The 18332-nt window shown below is 49.1% G+C and carries 14 protein-coding genes; 4 read left to right on the top strand and 10 right to left on the bottom strand.

All coding sequences use genetic code 11. The features are described 5' to 3' along the window. Positions 1-120: 120 nt before the first annotated feature. The 10 genes from tkt to R2X38_RS11345 form a co-directional block, all read right to left on the bottom strand. On the bottom strand, positions 121-2112 hold the full coding sequence (tkt, locus tag R2X38_RS11390; RefSeq protein WP_317522349.1) for a transketolase: 1992 nt from the start codon (positions 2110-2112) through the stop codon (positions 121-123). A gap of 82 nt (positions 2113-2194) precedes the next feature. Further along, positions 2195-3145, bottom strand: a complete 951-nt coding sequence (gene tal, locus R2X38_RS11385) for a transaldolase (RefSeq protein WP_317522347.1) — start codon at positions 3143-3145, stop codon at positions 2195-2197. A 468-nt stretch (positions 3146-3613) separates the two neighbouring features. Next, a complete protein-coding gene (locus R2X38_RS11380) occupies positions 3614-5026 on the bottom strand; it encodes a YfcC family protein (RefSeq protein WP_317522346.1) in 1413 nt (470 codons plus the stop codon). A 50-nt stretch (positions 5027-5076) separates the two neighbouring features. Beyond that, entirely contained in the window at positions 5077-6141 is a 1065-nt protein-coding gene (locus R2X38_RS11375; protein ID WP_317522345.1) for an alanine/ornithine racemase family PLP-dependent enzyme, read from the bottom strand. Between the two features lie 183 nt (positions 6142-6324). Beyond that, entirely contained in the window at positions 6325-7251 is a 927-nt protein-coding gene (locus tag R2X38_RS11370) for a LysR family transcriptional regulator (protein WP_317522344.1), read from the bottom strand. Positions 7252-7692: 441 nt separating this feature from the next. Then, a complete protein-coding gene (locus R2X38_RS11365) occupies positions 7693-10476 on the bottom strand; it encodes a hybrid sensor histidine kinase/response regulator (protein ID WP_317522343.1) in 2784 nt (927 codons plus the stop codon). Between the two features lie 177 nt (positions 10477-10653). Next, positions 10654-12144: a transposase gene (locus R2X38_RS11360; protein ID WP_411185053.1), complete on the bottom strand. Its 1491-nt coding sequence runs from the start codon at positions 12142-12144 to the stop codon at positions 10654-10656. Between the two features lie 363 nt (positions 12145-12507). Continuing rightward, a complete protein-coding gene (gene deoD, locus R2X38_RS11355; RefSeq protein WP_317522342.1) occupies positions 12508-13218 on the bottom strand; it encodes a purine-nucleoside phosphorylase in 711 nt (236 codons plus the stop codon). A 65-nt stretch (positions 13219-13283) separates the two neighbouring features. Further along, on the bottom strand, positions 13284-13454 hold the full coding sequence (locus R2X38_RS11350; protein ID WP_107300564.1) for a XapX domain-containing protein: 171 nt from the start codon (positions 13452-13454) through the stop codon (positions 13284-13286). 457 nt (positions 13455-13911) lie between these two features. Then, the gene (locus R2X38_RS11345) at positions 13912-15249 is read right to left on the bottom strand and encodes an amidohydrolase family protein (protein WP_317522341.1); all 1338 of its coding nucleotides are present in this window, start codon (positions 15247-15249) and stop codon (positions 13912-13914) included. 164 nt (positions 15250-15413) lie between these two features. Between R2X38_RS11345 and R2X38_RS11340 the strand changes: the two genes are divergently transcribed. The 4 genes from R2X38_RS11340 (at position 15414) to R2X38_RS11325 (ending at position 18305) form a co-directional block, all read left to right on the top strand. Beyond that, positions 15414-15932, top strand: a complete 519-nt coding sequence (locus R2X38_RS11340) for a porin family protein (protein ID WP_317522340.1) — start codon at positions 15414-15416, stop codon at positions 15930-15932. Positions 15933-16217: 285 nt separating this feature from the next. Beyond that, the gene (locus R2X38_RS11335) at positions 16218-16991 is read left to right on the top strand and encodes a hypothetical protein (RefSeq protein ID WP_317522338.1); all 774 of its coding nucleotides are present in this window, start codon (positions 16218-16220) and stop codon (positions 16989-16991) included. Between the two features lie 156 nt (positions 16992-17147). Next, positions 17148-17354 carry a DUF3283 family protein gene (locus R2X38_RS11330; protein WP_317522337.1) on the top strand — a complete coding sequence of 69 codons (207 nt, stop codon included), beginning with the start codon at positions 17148-17150 and terminating at the stop codon, positions 17352-17354. A 225-nt stretch (positions 17355-17579) separates the two neighbouring features. Beyond that, positions 17580-18305, top strand: a complete 726-nt coding sequence (locus tag R2X38_RS11325) for a response regulator transcription factor (protein ID WP_317522336.1) — start codon at positions 17580-17582, stop codon at positions 18303-18305. Positions 18306-18332 lie beyond the last annotated feature (27 nt).

Here is an 18332-nt window from a genome sequence, read left to right as displayed (position 1 = left end):
GGAGAGTGGAAACCGCTTGTATATCTCTCATAACATGTGCCGGGTTGGGGCTGGTGGTATATTCGAGTAATAAAAAAGGCGCTATAACCTAGCGCCTTGAATATTTGAGTTAAACGTGAATTAGCCTAGTAGTTCTTTAGCTGTTTCAACCACGTTCTCAACAGTGAAGCCGAACATCTTGAATAGCTCGCCTGCAGGAGCAGACTCACCGAAAGATGTCATACCGATGATACGGCCGTCGAAGCCCACGTACTTGTACCAGAAGTCAGCAATACCCGCTTCAACAGCAATACGTGCAGTCACGTCTGATGGCAGTACCGCTTCACGGTAAGCTGCGTCTTGCTTGTCGAATGCATCGGTAGATGGCATTGAAACAACGCGTACTTGCTTACCTTCTGCTACTAGCTGTGCAGCGGCTTCTACCGCTAGCTCCACTTCAGAACCGGTTGCGATAAGGATAAGCTCTGGCTTGCCTTCGCAGTCTTTCAGGATGTAAGCACCCTTAGCGATGTCAGCAACCTGCGCTTCGCTGCGCTCCTGCTGGGCTAGGTTCTGGCGCGAGAAGATCAGAGACGTTGGGCCGTCTTTACGCTCGATAGCCAGTTTCCAAGCTACTGCAGACTCAACCTGGTCACATGGGCGCCATGTGCTCATGTTTGGCGTCAGGCGAAGAGATGCCATCTGCTCAACCGGCTGGTGAGTCGGGCCATCTTCACCCAGGCCGATAGAGTCGTGAGTGTAAACCTGGATGTTCTGCACTTTCATCAGTGCTGCCATACGCATTGCGTTACGCGCGTATTCCATGAACATTAGGAAGGTTGCACCGTATGGTACAAAACCACCGTGTAGCGCGATGCCGTTCATGATAGCTGTCATGCCGAACTCACGTACACCGTAGTGGATGTAGTTGCCAGAGAAGTCATTCGCTTCTAGCGACTTAGAACCAGACCACATAGTCAGGTTAGAAGGCGCAAGGTCAGCCGAGCCGCCCATGAACTCAGGTAGCATCTGGCCGAACGCTTCTAGTGCGTTTTGAGAAGCCTTACGTGATGCGATGTTGGCAGGGTTGGCTTGCAGATCGGCGATGATTGCGTTTGCTTTTTCTTCCCACTGTGCTGGTAGCTCACCGTTTACACGGCGTTTGAACTCAGCGGCTAGCTCTGGGTGAGCGGCGGCGTAGGCGTCGAACTTCTCGTTCCAAGCTGCTTCTTTTGCTGCGCCTGCTTCTTTTGCGTCCCACTCAGCTGCAACATCGGCAGGGATTTCGAATGGGCCGTGGTTCCAACCCAGGTACTCACGGGCTGCTGCAATTTCGTCGTGGCCTAGTGGTGCGCCGTGACAGTCGTGAGAGCCAGACTTGTTAGGCGAACCGAAGCCGATGATAGTCTTGGTACAGATCAGTGTTGGACGTGGATCTGCTTTTGCTGCTTCGATAGCCGTATTGATAGCGTCTGCATCGTGGCCGTCTACTGCTGGGATGACATGCCAGCCGTAAGCTTCGAAACGCTTAGGCGTATCGTCAGAGAACCAGCCTTCAACGTGACCGTCGATAGAGATGCCGTTGTCATCCCAGAATGCGATCAGTTTGCCTAGACCTAGGGTACCGGCAAGCGAACACGCTTCGTGAGAGATACCTTCCATCAGACAGCCGTCGCCCATGAAAGCGTAAGTATAGTGGTCTACGATGTCGTGGCCGTCACGGTTGAACTGGGCTGCCATCGCTTTTTCAGCCATTGCCATACCTACAGCATTGGTGATGCCCTGGCCTAGGGGACCTGTTGTTGTTTCGATGCCCGGTGCGTAACCGTACTCAGGGTGACCCGGTGTTTTCGAGTGCAGCTGACGGAAGTTTTTCAGGTCGTCAATTGATAGCTCGTAACCTGTCAGGTGAAGCAACGAGTAAATCAGCATTGAACCGTGGCCGTTAGACAGCACGAAGCGGTCGCGATCAGCCCACTCTGGGTTTTGCGGGTTGTGGTTCATGTGGTCGCGCCACAGTACCTCGGCAATATCTGCCATCCCCATCGGTGCTCCTGGGTGACCAGAGTTTGCCTGCTGTACACCGTCCATGCTCAGGGCACGGATTGCATTTGCCAACACTTTACGTTCCATATTTGTATCCACTATGAATTTGTCTTAATCGAAAAAGGAAGAAAGCGGCAAATGGCCGCTTCCTAAAATTATATCTGTAGGATTACAGACGCTCTGCAATCATGGCTTCTAGTTTGCCCTGATCGATAGCGAAGTTGCGGATGCCTTCAGCCAGTTTCTCAACGGCCATTGCATCTTGGTTGTGATCCCATAGGAATTCTGCGTGAGTCATCGCGGCTGGACGCTCTTTGGTGTCTGTCGTCGCTGACAGTTTCTGTACCACTTCGCCTTGTGCTTCTTCAAGTTCCTGAAGCAGCTGCGGGCTGATAGTTAGGCGGTCACAGCCAGCAAGTTCAAGGATTTCACCGGTGTTACGGAAGCTAGCACCCATTACCACAGTGTTGTAACCGTGCTCTTTGTAGTAGTTGTAGATGTTAGTTACTGAGATAACGCCTGGATCTTCCGCCGCTTCAAAGTCACGGCCTTCTTTGGCTTTGTACCAGTCCATGATGCGGCCAACAAATGGAGAAATCAGGTAGACACCGGCTTCGGCACAGGCACGCGCCTGAGCAAATGAGAATAGCAGCGTCAGGTTACAGTTGATGCCTTCTTTCTCCAGTACCTCTGCGGCTCGGATACCTTCCCAAGTTGAAGCCAGTTTGATCAGTATACGGTCATTTGGAATACCTGCATCGTTGTACATTTTGATCAGCTGGCGTGCTTTGGCAATGCTGCCTTCTGTGTCGTAAGAAAGACGCGCGTCAACTTCAGTTGAGATACGGCCAGGAACCACGTTCAGGATCTCTTTGCCGATGTTCACTGCCAGCATGTCACAGGTGTCTTGGATTTGTTGTTCTTTGTTGTCACTTTGTGCTTTGGCGTACGCAATAGCTTGCTCGATTAGAGGGGCGTATTCGGCAATTTGGGCCGCCTTTAGGATCAGAGATGGGTTTGTCGTCGCGTCTTCTGGTTTGTACTTGCTGATAGCTTCGATATCACCGGTATCAGCAACAACAGTAGTAAGCGCGCGCAGTTGTTCCAGTTTTGTACTCATATCTTCCGACCTTATCCTCGTTGGGCTTGTTTCAATGCTAGCTAAAAATCCGGCGAGCAAAGTGATAATTACATCTTCTTAATCTTTCCGTATCAGGTCAAAAACATGGTTGATGAGCGGATGGATCGCTTAAGAACAATTGATACTTCGATAATTAGCGTTTTGGCATATTTTGTCAATCATAAAAGTACTCAAACCGTGTTTTGATCTCAGATTTATCTAGCGGCTGTGCTTTCTGGCCAATAATTTAGTCGCGGCCTAACCATTTAAGGAATAGACGGGATGCTATCATGATGAGTATATGATCATCTAATGGATCATATGTTCGGTTCAGGCGTGATATAAGCTGGGTGAAAAGCCGGTGAGTTGTTGCTTAGCGATGGATATTTTTGTGTTGGTGATTTACCGGCAAAAATGAACGGCTCCGGGAGTGGCGACACTCCCGGAGCAGATTGCTGGTAGGTAGGGTTATAGGGTGACGCCGATGGAGAGAATGATGACGTTTAGCGCAACAAAGAAGGCAACCAGCGGTGCGATAAATTTCAGCCAGGTCACATAAGGGATACGCGCAATGGCCAGACCGCCCATCAGTACGCCGTAAGTTGGGGTTACAAACAGGACAGTACCAATTCCGCTCATAAACGCGGTAACGACTAATTCGCGGCCAGTGTTGGCAAAATCACTCAGTGGAGCCAGGATAGGCATGCTCATCACCGCCAGACCGGAGGTAGAAGGTACAATGAACGACAGCAGCATTTCAATGCCGTAGACGGTGTTGATAAACAGTACCGAGCTCTTGCCGGCCACAAGCCCTTCGGCATAGTTAAGAATGGTATCGGTGATATTGCCCGCTTCCATTACGACAACGATACCACGTGCAACACCGACAATTAATGCAACCCCGATGAGATCGGCAGCGCCGGCGACAAACGAGTTAATCAGGTCATCTTCGCTCAGGCGGCCGACTATCCCGCACAGGATCCCCATGAAGATAAACAGGGTTGCCATCTCAGCCATCCACCAACCAAGAACGGATACACCGTAGATCATGATAGCGAATGTCAGGATAAACAGTACCAGTACCGCTTGCTGCGGGCCGGTAAGCACCGGCAGGCTGCTGGTGGTGTCTTTGTTGCCCAGAAAATGCTGTTCGTGGTCATTACGCAGGTGGGCAAGCAGTGATGACTCTGGATTGTTCTGGACCTTTTTGGCGTAGCGCATGACGTAGCCGATACCGACAACCAGGGCGATTGCCAGAATCGCGAAACGCAGCTCTACACCGCTGAGGAAGTCTACGCTGGCCGCGTTAGAGGCGATCACCGTACCAAACGGGTTGATAGTCGAGCCCAGGGTGCCGATCCCGGTACCGACGAAGATCACGGCTACGGCTACCAGAGGGTCAAAACGTGCAGTCATGAAAATGGGGATAAGCAGGCCGTAAAATGCCAGTGATTCCTCCGCCATACCGTAAGAAGTACCGCCGAGCGCGAACAGAACCATCAGGATCGGGATCATATAGATCTCTTTGCCTTTCAGGCGCACCATGATCCGCGCAATACCGGTATCAATAGCCCCGGTTTTGGTGACTATCCCTAAAAAGCCACCGACCATCAGGACAAAGAGGCTGACATCAATGGCCCCGATGACGCCGCTGATAGGATCATAGAAACCGGAGATGGGTGCCATCAGTGTGTCGAAAAAACCTTGCGGCGACGATTCAATGACTTGGAACGAGCCCGGTAAAGGGACTTCACGGCCAAGTTGTTCGTTCATCTCGCGGGTGTATTTTCCTGCTGGCAGTATGTAGGTCAGCATGGCAAAAAAGGCTATCAAGAAGAACAGGATAGTAAATGTATTGGGAAACTTTTTAATTTTTAGCATGGTGCTTCCTTAGCAGGATGTGGTTGGATCCTGCATTAGTTAGGTCGAAATTAAATGAAGCGTTTGGTGACGTATTCGGATGTCATGCATTGCAGGACACCCCCGTATGAGAGTTCGAATTCGACTAGGCTGCCTGTGTGGTAGTCCGTCTTGCTGTCATTGATGTCGATGATCAGGTGGTCGCTACTGCCACCGATAACGATGATGCCCTTGTCTTTGGGGGTGATCTCGCTGATATCGACATCTTGCTTGCCGATTGCGCAAATGGCGCGCTTGCGTAATCCCCGGTCAACAAACTCAGGCTTGTTGCCAAAGGCATCGAGGGCGGTGGAATTGATCGGGACTGAAGGTTTTATTTTGAGCTCGACGATTTCGGCGGTGAGATCAAAAGTATCTTGCCGGGTATTGGGGATTGGATCATCGTTTAAGCCAATACCCATCAGGAGTGATGCCCCGAGCCTGAGCTGATTGATATCGTGTGGAAGCTGACCGTTGAGCATCAAGGGCAGAGCGGCCGAGCTGGCGCCGGAGATGTATTTCAGCGTGATGCCTAATTCAGATTCAATCTGCCTGGCGAGGCTGACCAGTTTGCTCTGGTTTTCTGCTGTGGGCTCCACTCCACCGTAGCAGGCGAGGTTGGTGCCGAGACCAACTACCTCTATGCCTGGCAGCGCCATTGCTTTGTGAGAAAGCACGATCGTCTCTTCTTCAAAGAACGCCCCCTCGCGGAGATCACCCAAGTCATGCATGAGGATAATCTGATGAGTTTTATGCTGCCGGACTGCCGCGTCAGACAGTGCCTCCAATGTCTTGAGTTCTGAGTTGAGGGAGATATCGGCATAATGCACCACATCGTCGGCCTCGCTGATGGCGGGTATCCTTAACAGCATTTTTTCCGCATCAAGTCGCTGGAGCTTTTTTAAATTGGCAATGCGTGAATCGGCCAGCAGGTGAATACCGCCGTCGATAATGGCCTGGCCAACCTCCGGATAGGCGCAGGCCAGCTTGGTTACGCCGGCGGGGGATACGCCGTAGTTGTGGCAGGCGGAAACCATATTCTGGGTATTTTCGGTGATCGTATCTAAATGAATGTTAATGCAAGGGTAAGTGCTCATATCATTACCTTTAGGCAATATTGTTATTTGCTATTATTGAGCGCTATTTATGGGTAAAGATAAATTATGAGTTTTGTATGGTTACTTTGAAAAATGACAATGTATTATTTTTGATGAAATAAAATCCGCAGGATAAGCAATTTTATCCTGCGGTAATAATAATTGTATTTAAAGCACAGTTTATTATTTTGAGAGGGGGAGCGGTGATTGTTGTTGCTGGTGCGCCATGGTGATGGCACGAATTAACTCAGCGGCGGCCTTTGATAATTCTTTTGATTCAAGGGTGGTCAAATGAAATTTGGCAAAATACTCCAGAGAAGGGGCGTTAACTTTGACCATTTCTCCTCGCTGCGCCCAAATCGATGCGTAGTGATCTGGCAGATAACCAACAAAATTGCCGGATAGGATGAGATGGGCGGTGGCTTCCATGTTGGTACTGCAGGCAAGATTGAGCATATCTTTGGTACCGCTAAGCGGGGTGATTTTGTGGGACAGACCACGCTCTACAACTGGAAACTGGCGCAGTTCCTGGGGGGTGATCTCCTTTGATATAGCGAGTATGGGGTGATCGGGTACGCAGTACAGGCACTGTCTTTCGCCAAACAAGTAGGTATATTTTAATCCGTCTTTGGGGACTTCGGAAGAGGTGATCCCCACTTCTGTTTTACCGTCGAGCAGCATCATTTCTATTTGGTAGGAATCCCAGATATCGGTGTTAATAGAGACTTTCGGGTGCTCACTGCAAAAGCGCCTGATGGCTTGTTGGATTTTGCATTGCGGGTTGGTGGCAATATTATCGGTTAAGGTCAGCTTGATATGGCCGTGGGATACATTTCTGATGCTATCGAGCTGATCTTCAAAATGGACAATATTATCAAATAGTTCCTGGCATAACTGGTAAACCTTGAGGCCATCGTTGGTAAGACGAAAGCCTCTGCGTCCCCGGTGGCAGAGTGTCATACCGAGCCGGGTTTCCAGATCGTTCATTCGAGTGCTAATTGTTGATTGGTGCATATTTAATTTAAATTGTGCGGCGGAAAAACCACCTGAATCAACGATTGTCACAAATAAGTGGAGGAGTTTAATGTCAAAGTCATTAATTTTTCGCATCTCATATTCTCATTTTTATTATTGATTTTATGATCGAATCATATGCTGTTCTGAGATCTATACCCAAGTTACCTCAAGGTGCAGGATTCAGAGGGTTGTCAGCGCATTCAATACAAGGCGAAGGTTTGCAGTAATGGCAGTCCCTTTCAAAAAGCTTCAACGAAGGAGTGAATGGGCTGGCATCCTCCCGAAGGGCGAGTTTTATAAGCTTTTATACTGCGTTATTGTTTCTTGATTTAGATCCACTTAATCTTCAAAACAACGCCTTGTCTATAAGCTTATAAATTCTCGCTGAACCTGCCTCTTGAAGTAGCTTGGGTATATCACACTGGTCTTAATATTCAAGCCAAATAGGTGCACATCTGGCGAATTATAAGCTGTCAGAAATAAACGGGTTATTGTGCGGTGCCATTAAACCGGAAGAATAATGGCACTGCGTCATCAAGCGCTGAGGGTTAGCTGATGGTGAATCTCCTCAATCAGCAGCGATAATCGCTGTTCGAGCAATGAAAGAGCGTCATCTGAAGGGAGCTTACCGGCCTTGATGTCCTTTTCGACCGCTGCTGCCGTTTGCTGTACATGGATGCCGCCGATGCTGCCTGATGCGCCTTTCAGGGAGTGGCTAATCAATAGCGCGGAATCGAAATCTTGTTCAGCCAGGGCTTGCCTTAACTTTTTCATATCCAGATTATGCTCGTCGGCAAACATCTGCAGGAACTGGCATACGATATCGTGGTCATCGTCCATCATCTCTAGCAGGCTTGTCAGGTCGATTTGTTTAAAGCTGTCTGGATTAAGGCTGCCCTCGCCCTCGCCGTTTGTAGGCTGGCTGCTGTCGTGGGGGGAAGCCGCTTCATGGAGGCGGGCCTGCCCCTCAGCTTCCAGGTCTGAGCGCAGCCGAGCCATATGGGTGATCTTGCTCTTAAAACGCTGGAGGGCATCGAGGAGCTTGCGCTCATCCAGCGGTTTGGTGATCATGCATTCGACGCCGGCTTTGAGCATATTGCGCTGGGTTTCGGCAAAGACATCGGCGGTACAGGCAAATATCGGTGTCTCGCACGCCGGAGGCGGCAATTTGCGGATCCGCTGGGTTGCCTCGATGCCGTCCATCACCGGCATGTGGTTATCCATCAAAATCAGATCAAAGGCTTGGGTTTCCAACACCTTCAGGGCTTCGGCGCCATTTTCGGCAATCGAGGTGACAAAACCTCGTTGCTTGAGAAAGCTTTCGATGATCAGTACGTTGAGGTGGTTGTCCTCGACAATGAGGACGTGGAGGTTGGCAAAAGCCTGGCTGTCAAAAGTGACGCTGTTGTTTTCATCTGCGGTGTACTGGCCCAGTTGCAGAGCGACCTTGACCTGAAACGAAGAGCCCACCCCTTGCTCGCTGGAGACAGAGATGCTGCCGCGCATGAGCTGGGCCAATTGCTTGACGATACTCAGCCCTAGGCCGGTCCCGCCGAAGCGGCGGCTGGTCGAGGCCTCTGCTTGGGCAAAGGGGTCGAAGATCAGATCGAGGCGATCAGCCGGAATACCAATGCCGGTATCCGAAACCATGATGTGAAGGTATTGGTCACCGCTCGATTCCCCGTTTGATAATGCCAGAGAGACGGAAACCTTGCCTTTTTCGGTGAACTTGATGGCGTTGCTGATCAGGTTGAACAATATTTGCCGGATACGCGCCTTGTCGGCATAGAACCACTGGCGGCGGTCGAAGTCGCAGTAGATGTCAAACTCGATCCCTTTCTCTTTTGCCAGGGAGTGGTAGGTACTCTCTATCGCCCCCACCAGATCGGTAAAGCAGAAATGGGTAGGGTCGAGCTTCAATTGCCCTTGTTCAATCTTGGAGAAGTCCAAAATATCGTTAAGCAGTGCCATCATGTGTTTGCCCGATTCAAGCAGGGTACGCAAATGCTGTTCTTGCTCTTTGGTGAGATCGGTTTTGAGCAGCAGTTGCGACAGGCCCAGCATGCCGTTCATCGGGGTACGGATTTCATGGGATAAGTTGGCAAGGAAAGCTGATTTAGCCCTATCTGCAGATTCAGCTTTGTGCAGTGCTTGGTTGAGGCGCTTGGTATCATGGGCGATCTTATCAGCGCCCTGATTCAATGCATCATGCAGTACTTTGAATTCATAAGGTCCCTTGAAATTCTCACTACGGCTATAGTTACCCAGCCTGAACTGGGCGGCAAAGCGGGTCAGTGCAGCTATCGGGGCGGTAATGTGTCGGGTAAGCATCAGCGATAGCACGACGACAATACCTGCAGTCAGCATCAGTGCCAGCATGAAGTATTGCTCGAGATAGTCAATCACGGCCGTAACCGTATTCTCAGGCGTAATGGAGGCGAGGTACCAGGTTGGCCGGCCCGGTAGCTGAAAATCGAGTGGCGCTAGCGTGGTGACCATTGTCTGGTTTTGGCGGTTGGTAAAGCCGCGGAGATCGCCAGGGTTATAGGTTTCTACACCTTGCTGCTTGGACGCAAGCTGTTGGCGGATATAGGCTTGGAAATCATCAAAAATCACCAGGCGCTGGCCTTGGTGGCGACCGGAGAGGATGATTTCCGCCTTATCATTGATCAGCATGATGTAGTCACTGTTGCTGATCCGCTCACCAAGGAAGGTCAGCTGGGCATTGAGTTCATTGAGCTGATAGCGGATCACCAGAAAGGTTTCGCGGGTATCGTCAGTATGGTGCTGATGGGTAACAGTACTGAGGATGTACAGGTAGGCGATATCGTCCTGGTATTGCGGCGGTGAGATAAGCAGGCTGGCTTTACCGTGTGCCAAAGTAGCGAGTTGTTGGTTGATAGCCTTTAACCCCGCTTGTTCAAGGGTGGTGGCAATATCAGTCGGAGCCGATTCGGCTGAGCTTGCAACAACGTTTAAGGTTTGCTGGTGCGCTGCTATGAGGTGAATTTGGCTAAAGCTCGGATCGACCTCAGACAACTCTTTGAGGTAGTTGCTGATAAAAGTTTGCTGCTCCGGGGCGTGGCCTTCATTGTGTTTCAGTATGGGGAGTTCAAATACGGGGGAGCTGGCCAGCTTGCGGACACTCAACAGACGCTGGGCAAGAATATCATCAAGGTTATGTGCTGCTAGTTCGGTACGGCTACCTAATCCTTTGGCTATCTGCTCGGTGGCGACCATTGTGAGTTTGTCGCTGCTGAGCCAGTTATAGATAAAGGCCGGTACAATGCCGATAATGAGCATACTTCCGAGTAACATCGGCTTAATTCTGTTGGGTATCATCCGTGAAAAACTTATCCTAGTGAGCGCTTTGTTAAGAGTGTGATATATCTTCCATGAAATGATCAACTGCAATCGTGAAGGGATGGGGAGAAATTGGATCTCCCCATCATTATTTGTTTTGCAGGCGTGAATCTGCCAGTAAGCATTGAGAAATTAGCTAAGGAGCTGTTCCAGAGTGAGCGGGGTTGCGACTAGCCCCATCCGTTGTGCAGGTGTCACTCCTTCTTTATCCTGATGGCACAGGTTGTGCCATGCTCGGTAAATATCCAGCAATGGCAATAGACCTCCAGGGCGAAGCTTTCGGCGCGGTTCATTGATGAACTGGCTGAACTGATCTTGGAAGCGCTGCTGGTAGTGGGTGATCTCTTTATGCGTCGCGACTTCTAGCCATTTACCTTCATTTTCTTTTTCTCCACCCAAGTGGCAGATCCCTTTGCTGATGTCATCATGGCGGGTAAATGCCCAGCGATCACGCCACCAACCCATCAGCACAATATCGATACGGCCTGCAGGCTGGCCATGTTGCCACGCAGGATCGGATTCAACATAAATCGGATGAACCGTTTTGTCTTTGATGCGATCGCAAAATATCGAGATGCAGGCAGAGCGCAGCAAGGTTTCTTGTGGCATAAAAATAGCCAGCTCTTGATTGTGCTCCAGCATTTGCTGCAGGTGCATATAGTGGGCGTAGACCGTGTATTGTGGCCGGATCAAGCAGCCTTTGGACGGGTAGTTTAACCGCGGCTTGCTAGATAACGGATCTTCGAAGTTCGGCCTTGCCATGATTTCGCGGTAGACGGCATCGATATGGGCAAGCAAACCCTGAGGAACAGAAGTTGACGCTTCGACCAATTGTGCCGGAGGGGCTGACATAAACCTTGCGCCTTCATTGAACGGATCATGCCACTCGCTCGATTCCTCATGTTCTTCCGGCTGATAGTTGATGTCCTGCGCCAGCACATATCCCGACTCGGCTTCACAACTGGCGACCCAAAGCACACCGTTTTCGCTGTTTGGCTGTAATTCACTGATATCAGAAGCTAAGGAAAGCTCGGGTGAATGCTTGACCAAGCGGGCATCGAACATAGCAAGTTGCCGGCGGCAGCGGCTAGCAATATGAGACAGCTGATCGTAAAACGACTTGGGGTTCATATTGAGCCGGCGGCATATATCTCTGACCGGATAACCAGTAAACAGCATAGCTAACAGCTTCTGCTGAATTTGGTTCTTGCCATTAAAGCCTGACCAGCGGTCGACAAACGTGGTTTGGCAGCATTTGCAGCGATAGCGCTGGCGGTCGCCGCTGAAGCCAAAGGCATGATATAGGTGGCGGTGGGTCAATACCGGCAGCCCGAGGTTTTCACATTCGGGGTTGCTGCATGCTGGCATCCCACTACTTTGCTGTTGCTTTAAACGCAGGGCTTCTTCGACGACATCGTGATTATTGATGATCGGCGGGAAAGCCCCACACTCTTTGCAAACCAACATCGGCTTGTTCGGATTGTTCCGCTGAAGCACATAATGATGAGTATCTGTTGAACCGAAATTAGTGCAACTGACGGTTTTACAATGATTGAGTTGGTGACCGTTACAGGCTTGCGGAAGTAACGAAGCGTGAGTGTCGATTCGGCGTGTGTTCATCATGTCAGCCTAACCTTATCCATGGGCTTAAGCAACAAGCGCGTTATGTGTATTTGTTGGCAGGGGGAGCGCCCTATTAGGGGGTGGTACAGAGCAGGTTTCCCTGCTCTGTACCATTAGTGTCTACAACGGGCTTTGACTTAATATCTGCGCCGGCCTTCTATATAGAGGACCATTCAAATTGTGTAAGACGCCACATATTACAAAATTTTGAGCTGCGCGATATCAAGATAAAACGGTGCTGTAGAGACTAATAATTCTCGCTGTCTGTCATACCGATACCATCTATGTAAATGGTATTGGTATAAGGTGAAGCATGAAGGCGTGGCCGATGAATCGGGGTTACACCGGCCACAGGTAGGTTCATTACAGCTTGATAGCTGTTTCCAGAGCAACATTCATCATTTGCGCGAATGACTTCTGGCGATCTTCTGAACTTAGTTTTTCACCACGCTTGATGTGGTCAGAAACAGTCAGGATGGTCAGTGCTTTTGCTCCCAACTCAGCAGCAACACCGTAGATACCGGCTGCTTCCATGTCTACACCTAGCATGCCTAGCTTTTCCATCTTGTCGAACAGATCAGCTTCTGGGCTGTAGAACAGATCAGCAGAGAAAACATTACCGACACGTACAGGTACATTCTGAGCACGCGCTTCGTTTACTGCGGTTTCTAGCAGGCCAAAGTCAGCGATAGCGGCGAAGTCGTGGTTGTTGAAGCGAATACGGTTAACTTTCGAGTCTGTTGACGCGCCCATACCAATGATCACATCCATCAGTTTAACGTCGTCATGTACCGCACCACAGCTACCTACGCGGATGATGTTTTTCACACCGAACTCTTTGATCAGTTCGTGAACGTAGATAGAGCATGATGGAATACCCATACCGTGGCCCATTACAGAGACACGCTGGCCTTTGTAAGTGCCGGTGTAACCGAACATATTACGAACGTCACAAACAAGTTGAACGTCTTCAAGGTAATTTTCAGCAATGAATTTCGCACGAAGCGGGTCGCCTGGCATCAGGACTGTTTCTGCAAAATCACCAAGTTCAGCATTGATATGTGGGGTAGCCATAATTCACTCCAGGTATGTTGTTTGTACGTTATGTTGTCGCTGTATCGTTTTAAGAAAGTGTGCGTTTAAGAGAAAAAACGTTCAACGATGCTTTGGTAGGCAACGCCGCCAAGGTAAACACCGACGATTCCCATAATGCCTGGTAGTACTGGTGGCGCAGGCAGCGGAAGTTTAATGGCCGAGAAAAATAGACCAACTATTAATCCTGCAAAAGTTGCAAGCAGAATCTCACTCATGTGTTTACCCTCTATATTCATTGTGTATGACGACGTTGGATGGCTGCTCTGTATGGCGCCTTAATGTGCGTTGTCGTTTTGATGGATAAAGTGTAAGCAAGCATGTCTTTGGATCTCGCGATCCTGATCACATTTTATTGAGCTGTTAATCAAAAACAGATCGTTGATTACCAAATCTGTTGAAAGGGTGAGGGGTATCGTTTGCGTAAATGAAAGGTAAAAGATATAAACAACAGATGGAAAACTATATTAAGTAACTGAAAATATACAATTATATTGGTATATAATCCTTGGTTTGTTTGAATGGAAATAGCCTGAAACAATGTGAGTAAAAATGTGATGTTGTAATGGATTTCATCGCGGCAAAAAACTTAAATGGGCCCAATACTGCCCATTTATGTCGGGTGGGTTGTATAGCGTGTGGTGATTATTTTTCGTGTTTTCTGCTCTTTTGGTTTTAGGGGGATGCAGCCTCTGAGGACGAAGCGGAGGGGCGACGATAGATAGTCTTGCCCTCTTTGATGGTCTCGATAATTTCGATCTCCCTAATTAACCCTGGGGCAATTGACATCGGGTTATCTGAGAGGATGATTGCGTCGGCTTGCTTACCGGGAACTAACTCGCCTTTATTGTCTTCTTCGAAAAACTGGAAAGCAGCCTGTTTGCTCATGGCAGCCAAGGCTTGCAGTGGTGACAGCCTCAATCCGCTGCCCATAATTTCTTCATCTTTGGTAACCCGGTTGACTGAAGACCAGAGCGTAAAAATAGTATCGGGAAGCGTCGGGCCGGGGAAGCAAATATTACTGGCGGGTAAATCATCCTCAAATGCTTGCTTGATAGGGCTTTGCCCATTTGCCCGGCTGAGGCCAAGTTTTTCAATATCATCTTCGCCTTCTTGATAAATATTACTGGTGTCAAAACAGGCGACCAATCCAAGCTTGGCGTATTGTTGCAGTTGGTTATTGCGCATGAAACGGGACATCATTATTACATGGCGTTGGTCTTGCCCAGCATTAAGTTTGAGATCATAGCCAGCTTGGATGATCGCATCGATAGCGGCATCGCCCATCGCATGAATAAATAGCTGGAGTTCATTTTCGACCACAGACTGAAAGGTATTTTGAAAAGCACTAAATGGCATCAGCGGTTCGCTGCGCCAATTGGGCTCGGGTAAAGTACGGTTTTCTTGGTAGGGGTAGGCCATCCAGGCGGAGTAATCGCTAGCTGTGCCATCGAGGGCAAGATAGAAGCCAGGCACTTTGAGTCGGTTATTGTATTGGCCAAAGCTGACTTCATCACCTTCCACCAAGGCTTCCATCTCAGTGACGTTGGGGATCGCAATAATATCTAACACCAGCTTATTGGCGTTGGCATGGCTCTGCAAGGTAGATAGCGCCTCATTATTAATTCCAATATCAGCCAGTGTCGTGATGCCTTGGCTGGCAAATAGGGTTTGTACTTGTCCTATATCGCCTGCTTCCGCGAGCAGTTGGGAGAAGTGGCTATTACCGGCAATAAAGCTGGGGATCATGGTTTTGCCGTCTAAATCTATCATTTCGGTGAGATCGCCTTGGTGACGTTTTACACCAATACGGCTTCCAATCGCTTGTACCCTGCCATTCTTGAAAGCGATGGCGGTGACTTTTTTTGAGTGGTTTGCGAGTGTAATGATGTTGCCGTTGAAATAGATGGTATCGGCATCAGGGGTATCGTCGGTACTGTCGCAAGCCGTCAGCATGATAACGACAGTATTAATGAGGAAATACTTGAGAGCTGATTTGAGGTTGATGGGCATAGTTAAGATAACCCTCCGGCGATAGGCTAAATACGAAACCAGTTTTTTGAGTATAGGCAGGGTTGAACCGCAGCACGGAAAACAACAATGGAATTGGTAATTTGCTGCATTTCGCACTACCCATAATAAGGATGTGGTTCGTTTATTTGCTAAGGACTGGATGAATGAAAAGAATAGGGTTAGCGGCAACATTATTACTTTGCGCAGCACCGGCTGCGGCGGATTTGCTGGGGTTTTCCGTTGGGGCGACGGTAGGCGGTGCGAGGGTTGAGTACCAGGGTAACGATGATTATGGCGTCGAATATGGGATCAATGGCTCATATCATATTAATGATATCTTCAGCGTGAATGCCGGAGTGGTACAGGGCAGTGCTGATGTCGATGCGAGGGGGGGAAGCGCAAAGAACGAGATTGACTATACCGCGTTTCCATTAACTCTACGGGCGGATTTACCTTTGGTGATAGGGAGTGTTTACGGCAAGCTTGGTACCAATTATTACGACTATGATATCGACCGATCGGGTGTGCCGACAGAAAATGATGATGGCTGGGGATTTGCCGGAGGGGCCGGAGTGGTCTTTACCATGCTGCCATTTATCGATCTTTCGTTGAACTATGAATACCGCGATATGGGTGATGTGACTAATAATTCCATCTTGTTTGGGATCAGTGCAGGCCTGTAATCGCGAGCTAGAACCTCAGTCTCTGGGTATTTAACTTACCACACTGGCCATGCCTGATTGGTCAGTGTGGTGTTATGTAATTGGCCGTGAAGATAACTGTTAAAGGCGGGAATGCGTTTAAATTGCAAGTTTGGCATAACTGATAAATCACATAACAAAAGTTGTTTGATTTTACCGCATAGCGATGCATTTCACCTCTTTTACAAAACAAGATTCTGATCACCATAATGAAGGCCGTTTTTTTGTACAATGAGGTCAGTCCAGAAACCACCCCGGAGGTGCCCGATGAGCAACTATGAGCATTACCAATCCACAGTTGAACAGGTATACCGGGCCATCATGCGGAAAGTCGCTAAACCCTGGCACATAGAATATCTTCCTTCTATGGAAAACAGCCAACAGGCACTTAAGCTTGTTTCACCCAAAGGCACTATTTGCCAACGCCTTACCTTACCGACTTCATCTGCACAGCAGTGCTGGCCCAATCAAAGTGATGTCAGTCAGCAGATCACTGAATTTGTGGTAAGGGGAGCAGCCCGCCTTGCCCCGCTGCGTCAAAGCGCCTTTAGAAATAATTTCCCGTACTGGTTGGAAACTTGTATTCAGCAGCTGCACGCATTGTGTGATGTTAAAGATAAGCTGTTAGACATTGTCAGCAATGCCCGGTTTCCTTACCCGAGCCAGGTAAATATTGAAGGAAACTTCCTGCCTTGTTGGGTCTGGAGTGAAGATCAAGGCTATATGGCGGTATCGGTTGTGGATCGACGTACTGGGCGCTTTTCTGGGTTACGCCATGTCGAGTCGGGTCAGTTGATCGAGCAAGAACGTTGGCTGGGAGCCCAAGTGATTGATTCTGTCGAAGAGTCGATTGATACCATTGATCATTACGTTAATGAGCTAATTCAGTCCCAGAAGAAGGTTGATTTTGACGAGCCGACGTTGGCTGATGCGATCAGCAACCCTTGTGCCGCTACATTAAGTCCAGTTGCCAGTGTGGCGTTGACGGTGGCCGTTGTCGCTGGGTTTTTCATAACCTTTAAGTGGTTGCTCGGCTTTTAACCATTAATGCTGATTGTTTGACCAAGCCCGCATTATCCCAAGCCAAAGTTGTGGGAAACGCGGGTTTTTTCATGGCTAACGCCTTAAGAGTACCTTGGGAATAGCAGGGGATTGGGATAAAATCGCCATCAAAATGATCGGGGTAGGATGAACACCATGCATAATTTGACACTGCTTTCTGAAGCAGAAAAGAACCGGGTAGAACTGGACAAGCAAGCGGCCTATTCTGTTTGGCAGGTAAAGAACGGTAAGAAAGGTTACGAGGTATTTGCTGAAGTGGCCAACAATATTGGTGATGATGACGAGCGTGAGTTCTTTGAGCAAGCGGTGTCGAAGTACAAGATCAAAATGGGCGTTGCGTGAGCGTTAGTAGCAGAAGGGCTAATAGCAAGCGTTTGCTAGATTTGTCATTTTTATCTATTCAGATCATGATTATAAGGCGCGGTACGCGCCTTTTTTGATTCAGTTTGATATGTTAGCGCCCTAGTATGTAATTGGCGCCAATATATTGCTTTTTGGCAAGATGTTGCCCTGAAGAATGTGTAGTCAAGCTTGGGTAACTCCTTGCTAGGGCAGAAGGAAGAGATAATGAGCACAAGCAAGAAGGTTCTTGTTGTTGATGATGATCAGGAAATTCGTGAGTTGCTGGACGAATTCCTCACCAAAGCGGGATTTACGGTCATTACCGCTGCCGAAGGGGAGGAGATGAAACGCCGTCTGGCTATGGGCACGCCTGATTTGATCTTGCTGGATGTGATGATGCCTGGGGATGATGGTTTTACCTTGTGCCAATACATCCGAAAAACTTCTGATGTGCCAATTATCATGCTGACTGCGGTGTCGGATGAGATGGATCAGATCATTGGTCTGGAGCTAGGGGCAGATGATTACATCGCCAAACCGTTTAGTCCCCGCCAGTTAATGGCGCGAATAAAAGCCTTATTGCGTCGAGTCAAACCTACCGAAGCCCAGCAGATGCCGTCTGCTCCCAAGGCGATACGGTTTGCAAACTGGCGTTTGGATACAGCGGCCCAGCGTCTGTACGATTTAGACAAAGAAAAAGATTACGAGCTCAGCGGCAGTGATTTCGCGTTGTTGATGCTGTTCCTGACCCGCCCAAATGAAGTGCTAGATCGCGATACTATCTCTTTCGCGACTCGTGGTCGCGAGGCAACCCCGTCGGCCCGTAGTATTGATGTGCAATTAAGCCGCTTGCGCCAGCGTTTGGGAGACAAAGGAACCCAGCAACGTTTGATTAAGACAATCCGTGGTAACGGTTACTCGTTTAATGCCGAGGTTACCTACGAGGAGTAATCCGCCTCGTCCAGTTAGTGGTACTGT

The organism is Photobacterium rosenbergii (genome assembly GCF_033022775.1).
In the GTDB taxonomy this organism is placed as follows: Bacteria; Pseudomonadota; Gammaproteobacteria; order Enterobacterales; family Vibrionaceae; genus Photobacterium; species Photobacterium rosenbergii_A.
The sequence above is the reverse complement of the archived record's forward strand: the minus strand, read 5'-3'. Positions and strand labels throughout refer to the sequence as shown.